Origin of the sequence: Streptomyces sp. NRRL WC-3549, from assembly GCF_000721935.1 — a bacterium.
Taxonomy (GTDB): domain Bacteria; phylum Actinomycetota; class Actinomycetes; order Streptomycetales; family Streptomycetaceae; genus Streptomyces.
This window is the reverse complement of the sequence record NZ_KL585436.1, coordinates 17,363-27,435: the sequence shown is the minus strand read 5'-3', so window position 1 is coordinate 27,435 and position 10,073 is coordinate 17,363. Positions and strand designations below refer to the sequence as shown.

General features: G+C 71.6%; 9 protein-coding genes and 1 pseudogene. 8 read left to right on the top strand and 2 right to left on the bottom strand.

Annotated features, from left to right (window positions below; genetic code table 11):
• Positions 1-682 (bottom strand): DUF5937 family protein (locus tag IH13_RS0131690; protein WP_031089784.1); only part of this gene is annotated, 682 nt, incomplete at its 3' end.
• 72 nt (positions 683-754) lie between these two features.
• Here IH13_RS0131690 and IH13_RS0131685 point away from each other — a divergent pair.
• The 4 genes from IH13_RS0131685 to IH13_RS0131670 all read left to right on the top strand — a co-directional run bounded on the left by IH13_RS0131685 (position 755) and on the right by IH13_RS0131670 (position 4,880).
• Positions 755-2,152: an MFS transporter gene (locus IH13_RS0131685; RefSeq protein ID WP_031089782.1), complete on the top strand. Its 1,398-nt coding sequence runs from the start codon at positions 755-757 to the stop codon at positions 2,150-2,152.
• A 9-nt stretch (positions 2,153-2,161) separates the two neighbouring features.
• A complete protein-coding gene (locus IH13_RS0131680; protein WP_031089781.1) occupies positions 2,162-2,674 on the top strand; it encodes a MarR family winged helix-turn-helix transcriptional regulator in 513 nt (170 codons plus the stop codon).
• 76 nt (positions 2,675-2,750) lie between these two features.
• A complete protein-coding gene (locus IH13_RS0131675) occupies positions 2,751-3,083 on the top strand; it encodes a DUF3817 domain-containing protein (RefSeq protein WP_031089779.1) in 333 nt (110 codons plus the stop codon).
• A 96-nt stretch (positions 3,084-3,179) separates the two neighbouring features.
• Positions 3,180-4,880 carry a coenzyme B12-dependent isobutyryl-CoA mutase large subunit gene (locus IH13_RS0131670; protein ID WP_031089777.1) on the top strand — a complete coding sequence of 567 codons (1,701 nt, stop codon included), beginning with the start codon at positions 3,180-3,182 and terminating at the stop codon, positions 4,878-4,880.
• Here the strand turns inward: IH13_RS0131670 and IH13_RS39065 are convergent.
• Positions 4,856-5,481, bottom strand: a pseudogene (locus tag IH13_RS39065) (TetR/AcrR family transcriptional regulator). The gene IH13_RS0131670 and the pseudogene IH13_RS39065 overlap by 25 nt on opposite strands.
• 317 nt (positions 5,482-5,798) lie before the next feature.
• Between IH13_RS39065 and IH13_RS0131660 the strand changes: the two are divergent.
• The 4 genes from IH13_RS0131660 (at position 5,799) to IH13_RS0131645 (ending at position 9,924) form a co-directional block, all read left to right on the top strand.
• Positions 5,799-6,770 (top strand): tetratricopeptide repeat protein, encoded by a 972-nt coding sequence (locus IH13_RS0131660; RefSeq protein ID WP_082317787.1) that lies wholly within the window; start codon positions 5,799-5,801, stop codon positions 6,768-6,770.
• A gap of 539 nt (positions 6,771-7,309) precedes the next feature.
• A complete protein-coding gene (locus IH13_RS0131655) occupies positions 7,310-7,972 on the top strand; it encodes a DUF6230 family protein (RefSeq protein ID WP_234433469.1) in 663 nt (220 codons plus the stop codon).
• Between the two features lie 94 nt (positions 7,973-8,066).
• A complete protein-coding gene (locus IH13_RS0131650) occupies positions 8,067-8,627 on the top strand; it encodes a DUF6114 domain-containing protein (protein WP_031089770.1) in 561 nt (186 codons plus the stop codon).
• On the top strand, positions 8,617-9,924 hold the full coding sequence (locus tag IH13_RS0131645) for a hypothetical protein (protein WP_031089768.1): 1,308 nt from the start codon (positions 8,617-8,619) through the stop codon (positions 9,922-9,924). The genes IH13_RS0131650 and IH13_RS0131645 overlap by 11 nt, the downstream gene beginning before the upstream one ends.
• The last annotated feature ends 149 nt before the right edge of the window (positions 9,925-10,073 follow it).

Below are 10,073 nucleotides of genomic sequence, written 5' to 3'. Positions count from 1 at the left end.
GCGGCTCGTACCCGCCGACGACGTCCGGCCAGACGAAGACGCTGGGCATCAGCACGAGCCCTTCCCCGCCGAGCACCCGCGCGTGGTCGCCCCGGGTGCCGGTGACGGTGAGCGTCGAGTCCGCCCAGCGCAGCTGCGGGCTGATCTCACCGAGCAGCCGCTCGAAGCCGACCTCGGCCAGCCGCCGCGAATGGTGGGCGATGTCGGCCTCCAGCAGGGCGCGCAGGCGGGGCCAGTGCGGTTCGACCAGCACCCGCCACGCCTGCTCCAGCAGATCCGCCAGCTCACGGACCGTCCGCGCCGGATCGGCCAGCATCCGCCGCCCGGCGGGGGAGCGCAGTCCGCCGGGCACGTCGGCGAGGGTCCGCTCGATGTCGTCCCGCGCGACCGCCGGGTCGACCGCGCGGACCGCCGCGATCTCCTCCTCGAAGGAGGCGAGGGGCCCGAGCGGAGGCGGGCAGACGAAGTCGGGGTTGTGCCCGCCGTCCGGCATCAGCCGCCACAGCGGCGTGAGGTCCAGTCCGGCGGCGCCCGCGGCCGTCCTCCGCAGCCAGGGCAGGTGGTAGCCGTGCCGGCCCGGACGTCCCAGGGTGCGCACCGCCTCCTGGGTCTCCCAGAGCGGGGAGAGGGCGAAGCGGCAGCGCAGCAGGTCGCTCTCGTCGAAGTGGAGGTGGAACGGCACAGCGGCCCCGGGGAGTTTCGGCGTGGGCCGAAAGTCTACGGCCGCACCCCACCGGCACCGCAGGCTGCCCGTATGCCGAGCGACGACCGCCCCCGGGCGGGCACACCCCCTCCGCCCCCCGCCCCCGGCGCGCCGTCCCCGGCCCTCGCCCCGGAGCCCCCGGCCCGGCCGGACCCGAGCCCGGTGCCGGAGCTCCGGGGCACCGGAGGCACGCCCGCGTCCGGCGGCTACCGGGCCGTGTTCGCCGTACGGGAGTTCCGCGCGGTGTTCGCCGCGCACCTGCTCTCGCTGCTGGGCGTCACCGTCAGCGAACTCGCCCTCACCGTCCTGGTGTACGACCTGACGGGCTCGCCCCTGCTGTCCGCCCTGACCTTCGCGCTCGGCCTGCTGCCCTACATCGTGGGCGGCACCCTCTTCGCCGGGGTCGCCGACCGGTACCCCGCCCGCCGGGTCCTGGTCACCTGCGACCTGGTCTGCGCCGGCTGTGCGGCCGTGATGGTGCTGCCCGGCACCCCCGTCGGCGGGCTGCTCGCGCTGCGCTGCCTGGTCGCGGCCGTGGCCCCCGTCTTCACCGGGACGCGGACGGCCGCCCTCACCGAAGTCCTCGGCGAGGGCGAGCTCTACGTCCTGGGCCGGTCGCTGCTGAGGATCGTCTCGCAGAGCGCCATGCTCATCGGTTTCGGTGCCGGCGGGGTGCTGCTCGCCGCCCTGTCGCCGCGCGGGGCGATCGCCGTCACCGCCGGGACGTTCTGCTGCTCGGCCGCGCTGCTCCGCTTCGGCACCCGGTCCCGGCCGGCGCGCTCCGGGCGGGCCGGAGGCGGCCGGCTGATGGGGGACTCCCTGGCTGGGGCCCGCGACGTCCTCGCCGACCGGCGGATCCGGGCGCTGCTGCTGCTCTTCTGGGTACCGCCCTTCTTCGTGGTCGCGCCGGAGGCCCTGGCCGCCCCGTACGCGGAGGCGATCGGCGTCGGGCCCGCCGGGCTCGGGCTGCTGATGTGCGCGATGGCCGTCGGCCACATCGGGGCGGAGCTCTCCGTGGGCTCCGCGCTCGGCCCCCGCGCCCGCTCCCGGATCGTGCTGCCGGTCGCCGCCGCCGGACTGCTGCCCCTGGCGCTGTACGCGCTGCGCCCCGGCGCGGTGCTCACCGTGGCGGCCCTGGTCCTGGCCGGGGCGGGGGCGGCGTACGTCATCGGGCTCGACCAGTGGTTCGTCCGCGCGGTGCCCCAGGCGCTGCTGGGCAGGGCGATGACCCTGCTCACCGCAGGGCTGATGACGGTCCAGGGCATCGGCATGGCCCTCGCCGGGCTGGCCGCGGAGTTTCTCCCGGTCCACCAGGTGGTCGCCGGCTCCGGGGTGCTGGGGACGGTGTGCACCCTGCTGGTCGTCCTGGAGGTCCGCAGGACATCCGTAGAACAGATATCCGGTACCGAAGGGCGAGACGGGGCTGACCATCATGTGACCAGTGGGTAAGGTCGTGCCGTGCCGAAGCCGCTCAGCCTCTCCTTCGATCCCATCGCCCGCGCAGAGGAACTCTGGCAGCGCCGCTGGGGGCCGGTGCCCTCCATGGGCGCCATCACCTCGATCATGCGCGCGCAGCAGATCCTGCTGGCCGAGGTGGACGCGGTGGTGAAACCGTACGGACTGACCTTCGCCCGGTACGAGGCGCTGGTCCTGCTCACCTTCTCGCGCGCCGGCGAGCTGCCGATGTCCAAGATCGGCGAGCGCCTCATGGTGCATCCCACCTCCGTGACGAACACGGTCGACCGGCTGGTGCGCTCCGGGCTGGTGGCCAAGCGCCCCAACCCCAACGACGGCCGGGGCACCCTCGCCTCCATCACCGACAAGGGCCGCGAGGTCGTCGAGGCGGCGACCGAGGACCTGATGGCGATGGACTTCGGGCTCGGGGCGTACGACGACGAGGAGTGCACCGAGATCTTCGCGATGCTGCGCCCGCTGCGGGTGGCCGCGCAGGACTTCGAGGACAAGGGCTGAGCGGGCCGGGGTGACGGGCACCGCACGGGCCGGGGTGCTGCAAGATCGCCCCGGCCGCCCGGTTAGGCTCGATGCCATGAAACCCAGCGTCCTGACCCGCTACCGGGTGATGGCCTATGTCACCGCCGTCATGTTGCTGATCCTCTGCGTCTGCATGATCTTCAAGTACGGGTTCGACACGGGTGAGGGCCTGACCCTCGTGGTCTCGCAGATCCACGGCGTGCTCTACATCATCTACCTGGTCTTCGCCTTCGACCTCGGATCCAAGGCGAAGTGGCCGATGGGCAAACTGCTCTGGGTGCTGGTCTCCGGCACGATCCCGACGGCCGCGTTCTTCGTCGAGCGCAAGGTCGTCCGGGAGGTCGCCCCGCTGGTGGCGGACGGTACCGCACAGCCCGTGAAGGCCTGACCCGCGCCGAGCGGGCGCACCCCGCGACCGCCCCGTGCGAAAGCACCGGGCGGTTTGCCATCGACAGATAGTAGGACGTCCTAGTAAATTCGAGGTATGGACGCTGACGCGATCGAGGAAGGCCGCCGCCGCTGGCAGGCCCGTTACGACAAGGCCCGCAAGCGTGACGCGGACTTCACCACACTCTCCGGGGACCCGGTGGAGCCCGCGTACGGGCCCCGCCCGGGTGACGCGTACGAGGGGTTCGAGCGGATCGGCTGGCCCGGCGAGTACCCCTTCACCCGCGGCCTGTACCCCACGGGGTACCGCGGCCGCACCTGGACCATCCGCCAGTTCGCCGGCTTCGGCAACGCACGGCAGACCAACGAGCGCTACAAGATGATCCTGGCCGCGGGCGGCGGCGGACTCAGCGTGGCCTTCGACATGCCGACCCTGATGGGCCGGGACTCCGACGACCCCCGCTCGCTGGGCGAGGTCGGGCACTGCGGTGTCGCGATCGACTCGGCCGCCGACATGGAGGTCCTCTTCGGGGACATCCCGCTCGGCGACGTCACCACCTCGATGACGATCAGCGGGCCCGCCGTCCCCGTCTTCTGCATGTACCTGGTCGCCGCCGAGCGCCAGGGCATCGACCCCGGAGTGCTCAACGGCACGCTCCAGACGGACATCTTCAAGGAGTACATCGCGCAGAAGGAGTGGCTCTTCCAGCCCGAGCCCCATCTGCGCCTCATCGGCGACCTGATGGAGCACTGCGCCCGCGACATCCCGGCGTACAAGCCGCTCTCCGTCTCCGGCTACCACATCCGCGAGGCCGGGGCGACGGCCGCGCAGGAGCTGGCGTACACCCTGGCGGACGGCTTCGGCTACGTGGAGCTCGGGCTCTCGCGCGGACTCGACGTCGACACCTTCGCCCCCGGCCTCTCCTTCTTCTTCGACGCCCACCTCGACTTCTTCGAGGAGATCGCCAAGTTCCGCGCCGCCCGCCGGATCTGGGCGCGCTGGATGAAGGAGGTGTACGGCGCGAAGACCGACAAGGCGCAGTGGCTCCGCTTCCACACCCAGACCGCCGGGGTCTCGCTCACCGCCCAGCAGCCGTACAACAACGTCGTACGCACCGCCGTCGAGGCGCTGTCCGCCGTCCTCGGCGGTACCAACTCGCTGCACACCAACGCCCTGGACGAGACGCTGGCCCTGCCCTCGGAGCAGGCGGCCGAGATCGCCCTGCGCACCCAGCAGGTCCTCATGGAGGAGACCGGCGTCGCCAACGTCGCCGACCCGCTGGGCGGTTCCTGGTACGTGGAGCAGCTCACCGACCGCATCGAGGCGGACGCCGAGAAGATCTTCGAGCAGATCAGGGAGCGCGGCACCCGGGCCCACCCGGACGGCAGGCACCCCATCGGGCCGATGACCTCCGGCATCCTGCGCGGGATCGAGGACGGCTGGTTCACCGGTGAGATCGCCGAGTCGGCCTTCCGCTACCAGCAGGCGCTGGAGAAGGGCGACAAGCGGGTCGTCGGCGTCAACGCCCACCACGGGTCGGTCACCGGGGACCTGGAGATCCTCCGGGTCAGCCACGAGGTCGAGCGCGACCAGGTGCGTGAGCTCGCGGCCCGCAAGGAGCACCGCGACGACACGGCCGTGCGCACCGCGCTGGACGAGATGCTGGCCGCCGCCCGTGACGGCTCGAACATGATCGAGCCGATGCTCCGGGCGGTACGGGCGGAGGCCACCCTGGGCGAGATCTGCGGGGTCCTGCGCGACGAGTGGGGCGTCTACACGGAGCCGCCGGGCTTCTGACGGCCCGGACGGGGGCCCCGGCCGGCCGCGTCGACGGGCTCGGCACTCACCAGGGTCCGGTGGACCACCGCGCCGGCGATCACGTCGAAGATCAGGTCGGCCGTCCGGGCAGCCACCTCCGCGTCCGGTTCGACGGGCAGTTCGCCCCGCCGCTGGGCGCGTTCACGGCCCTGCAGGACGAGACGTTTCTGCCGCGCCACGATCGAATTGCGTATCCGCGTCTCCGGTCCCGCAGCGCCTCGTCGCGCGTCGACTCGGCCACCACCGCCATGAGCGCCGTCCTGGTCTCCGGGCGCTCCAGCAGCGCCGCGAACTGGAGCACCACCGCCTGCACATCGGCCGCCAGACTGCCCAGGTCCGGCAGTTCGAGTGCGTCGAAGAGGACCGCGACCGCGTCCACGACCAGTTCGTTCTTGCCCGCCCAGCGGCGGTAGAGGGTCGTCTTGGCCACCCCCGCCCGGCTCGCCACGTCACCCATCGTCAGCTTCGACCAGCCGAGGTCCACCAGCGAGGCGCGGGTCGCCTCCAGGATCGCGGCGTCGGCCGCGGCACTGCGAGGGCGTCCCGACCGGGCGGGTTCGGTGAGGCGGTGGCTCGGCATGCGGTGACCATACCGGCCGGTAAGTACCGCTGACCGGCCCCGGAACGCGTGAGACAGATCACCGGGGGGTCTTGCCCGGAAGGGGGTACGGGCAGTTACGCTACGGGTCGTAGCGTAAGAACGGCGGTGCGCCCGCCGGTTCGCGCCACGGCCGAGAGACAACCACAGGCGCCGGGTGGGGACCCGGTGCGACAGCGGGGTTTTCAGGGCCCCTGGACCGTGTCCGTCCGCCCGTCGCGCACTCCGGTGCGGCAGTGGACGGACGCGGTTCGTGGATCGCTTTTCGCAACGGTGGTGCCAGGGGGGAGGATGTACGCATGCAGCCTAGGAACATGTCCATGAGCGGCGTCGTCGACCTCGCCGCTGTCAAGGCGGCCGGAGAGGCCAAGGCGAAGGCGGAGCAGGCGCGCGCCGAGTCCGCCCGCACCGGAGGCGGTGGCGGGGTGTCCCCGTCCTCCCTGGTGATCGACGTCGATGAGGCGGGCTTCGAGAGCGACGTCCTCCAGCGCTCCACCGAAGTCCCGGTCGTCATCGACTTCTGGGCCGAGTGGTGCGAACCGTGCAAGCAGCTCGGTCCGCTCCTGGAGCGCCTCGCCACCGAGTACAACGGCCGCTTCGTGCTGGCCAAGGTCGACGTCGACGCCAACCAGACGCTGATGCAGCAGTTCGGCATCCAGGGCATCCCGGCGGTCTTCGCCGTCGTGGCCGGGCAGGCCCTCCCGCTCTTCCAGGGCGCCGCCCCGGAGAGCCAGATCCGGCAGACGCTGGACCAGCTGATCCAGGTCGGCGAGGAGCGCTTCGGCCTCACCGGGCTCGTGGTCGACGCGGAGGCCGGTGCGGCCGGCAGCGCCCCCGCCGAGGTGCCCGCGGGTCCGTACGACGCCCTGCTGGAGGCCGCCGCGCAGGCGCTGGACGCCAACGACTTCGACGGCGCGGTCCAGGCGTACAGGAACGTCCTGTCCGACGACCCGCTGAACACCGAGGCCAAGCTGGGCCTCGCCCAGGCCGAACTCCTGCGCCGGGTCGCCGGTGTCGACCCGCAGGAGGTCCGCGCCGCGGCCGCGGAGAAGCCGGCCGACCCGGCCGCGCAGATGGACGCCGCCGACCTGGACCTGGTGGGCGGACACGTCGAGGACGCCTTCGGGCGCCTCGTCGAGACGGTCCGCCGCACGTTCGGTGACGACCGCGACGCGGTACGGGTGCGTCTGCTGGAGCTCTTCGAGGTGATCGGGCCCGAGGACCCCCGGGTCACCGCCGCGCGGACGGCTCTGGCGCGCGTCTTGTTCTGATGTGACAACACGGCCGCGGTGCCCCCTCGGGTGCCGCGGCCGTTTTCGCGGATGGGCGACAATCGGCGTCATCGCTTTACCAAATCTTGACACTCGAACGAGCTGTTACTCGCAGTAAATCGCCCTCAGTGCTCTGTCCGGTTACGTGCGGCAATGGCCCCGTTCGGCCGCCTCTTCGGCGCCACCCTGTGTGTCCGTCCGGTATCGCCCCGTCGTGCCCCGGTTATCACCCCGTTACTAGTGAGTAACGACCCCCCTTGTGTCGCGGCCGTGAATGCACCACGATCGGCCACGCTCGGTCCAATAGCCGTCAGCCCGACAGCCGGTCGGCGCCGGCGGCCTGTTGGGTCCCTGTCTCTTATACACATCTGCGCAGACGCGCGGCCAGTGGTTGTCGCTCGGGGGTGATCGCCGGTGACTCGGAAGCGGTACGCGCCTCCGGTCCGGGCGCTCTCCTTCCCGAGGACGTAGCACTTCTCCCATCCCAGGACGGGCACGATGCCCGCACCGGAGATGTACGTCCGAGAAGGAGGAAAAGAATGAGTTCCCAAGTTCGCGGTGGAACGAGATGGAAGCGTTTCGCTCTGGTCATGGTGCCGAGCGTCGCCGCGACCGCCGCAGTCGGTGTCGGCCTGGCACAGGGCGCGCTCGCCGCGTCGTTCAGCGTGTCGGGGCAGGAGTTCAAGGTCAAGGCCACCGAGCTCGAAGGCTACAACTTCGTGCAGTACGGCAGCGTGGCCTCGGGCAAGACGCTCGACGGCAAGGACATGAACGCCCCGGTCGCGGTGTCGGGCTTCAGCGAGGCCTACATCACGAACATGTGCCAGTCGGTCGTCACGCCCGACCTGCCCTTCGGTCTGGGCAACGTCACCCTTCGGCTGGAGGCGGGCGGCAAGGGCCATGACCGCGTCTACGCCAAGGACCTCTACCTCGACGTGTCGCAGCTCGACGCCGACGCCGAGTTCAAGAACATCGACATCGGGGTCGCGGCGGGCTCCCTCACGAAGTTCCCGGGGAGCAAGGACGGGACCACGGGCATCCAGCCCAACACCTCGGCCAACCCCAACGGGTTCTCGCAGCGAGCCAAGGAGGCCCGGCTGAAGAAGGTCGAGCAGAAGGCGTGGGCCACGACGGCCGGCACCTTCAACCTCAGCGGTCTGAAGCTGCGCCTCTACAAGGGCACCGACAAGGAGTGCTACTAAGCACCCGTCAGGGTGGCCGGGGCGCCTGTCGTCGGCTCCGGCCGCCCACCCCTTCTCTTCTCACAGCAGTACCGGTTCCAGGGAGCTGTTTTCCATGAGCCCCGAGTCCACAGGGCAGAACGAGCACCACCTCACCGTCATTCGGCGGGGATTCCGCACCTGGCGGGGTAACCGGCCGTTCTGGGCGGGACTGTTCACCATGGTGGGTGGTCTTCCGATCTCCTACTTCCCGTACGCCAACATGCATCTGGGCAACGTCACGCTGGCGATGTCCACCACGGCGGGCGCGGCTTCACTGATCATCGGGGTCCTGCTGGTCACCCTGGGCCTGACGATGTGGTTCCACCACATCGTCCGGGTGTTCGCCGGGGTCGCGGCGATCCTGCTGGCACTGATCTCCATCCCCGTCGCCAACATCGGCGGCTTCGTGATGGGCTTCCTCCTCGCCCTGATCGGCGGAGCGCTCTCCATCTCCTGGGCACCCGGCGAGCCCGCGGCCGAGGACGGCGACGAGGGCCGGGCGCAGGCGGTGGCCGGTGTGCCCGCACAGGCGGAGCACGTACCGGACGAGGAGCACGCGACGGCGACCGTTCCGCCGCAGCCGGTGGACCTCGACGCGAGGGTCCAGGTCGACGGGGGGAATCGTGCGGGGTGACGAGACAGAGCCGAAAGCGGCCGGGGAAGGAGCCCGGGCGCGAGTCGGGCCCCGCCACGCGGCGCCCAGGAAGTCGCTGCTGACGAAGCTTCACCTGCCCGCGGGCAAGAAGGCCTTCGCCCTCGCGGCGATGCCGACCGCGGTCTTCGTCGGCATGGGGCTCACCCCCAGGCTCGCCCTGGCCGACGACAACCCCGACATCCCCTTCGCGCCCGGCCCGTGCGTGACCCGCTCCGACGAGCCGAGCGAATCCCCCGAGCCGGAGGCGACGCCGAGCCCGAGCGCCACGGCCACCGGCGACGCCGGCGAGGACGGGCAGGCCGGGGAGGACGACAAGCCGGACACGGGCGGGACCACGGCCCCGAAGCCCACCGAGAGCCCGAGCGCCTCCGCCGAGGGCCGGGCGTCCGGGGGGACCGCCGGGCAGCAGGCCGGCGCGACGCCCGACGCGACGCCCACGCCCGCCAAGTCGAAGAACCCCCTCGACCCCCTGGGCGTCGGTGACGCGCTCAAGGACCTCCTCGGTATCCCGGACAAGGAGGAGCCGGGCCCGTCGCCGAGCGCCACCACCGGACCGGCGGACAAGGCCGGGGACCCGGCCGTCGGCAAGGCTCCCGGACCGGCGGAGGACACCAAGGACACCAAGGACTCCAAGGACGCGGCCGAGGAGGCGGCCGACAGGACCGCCGACGCCATCCGTGAGGCCGCGGGCAAGGCGGGCCAGGCCGTCGAGGAGCTGGACGAGGACGTCAAGGGCCTCGACCCGGTCAAGGACGAGGACATCCCGGACGGCGCCAAGCCGCGCTTCCCGTGTCCGACGCCCGACCCCGAGGCGCTCGCCGCGGCCGAGATGGAGCCGGGCGTCCCGCTGCTCCCGACCGATCCGTGGATCCTGGAGTCGTCGCTGCTGACGCTCAACGGGCTGGACTACAAGGGCATCGTGGAGGTGCGCACGGCGGACGGCGGCGTCAAGAAGGCGCTGAAGTTCACCGCGAGTTCCATCGACATCAAGGACCTGCACCAGCTGACGACGGGTCCGGTCGGCGCCACCGGCCACGTCAAGGCGCGCAGCGGCTCGACGTCGACCATCCGCGACGGCCAGGTGACGATGTACACGGAGGAGCTGAAGGGCAACCTCTTCGGTCTGATCCCGATCACCTTCAGCCCCGAGACCCCGCCGCCGCTGAACGTGCCGTTCGCGTTCTTCACCAAGGTGAAGGTGACCCAGGCCGGCCAGTTCGGCGGGACCCTGAAGATCCCCGGCCTGCAGAACTACTTCACCGGCGTCGGCAGCTAGTGCCGCGGCAGCCGAGGTCCGCCCCGTCGCGACGCCCGGCACGCACCGCCCTGACGCCGCTCCTTTACGGGCAAACCTTGGCTGACGCGGCACTGGCCATAGGGGCCGCCGGCCCCCGTCGGCCCGTCCGGGAGCCGCGCACGGCTGGG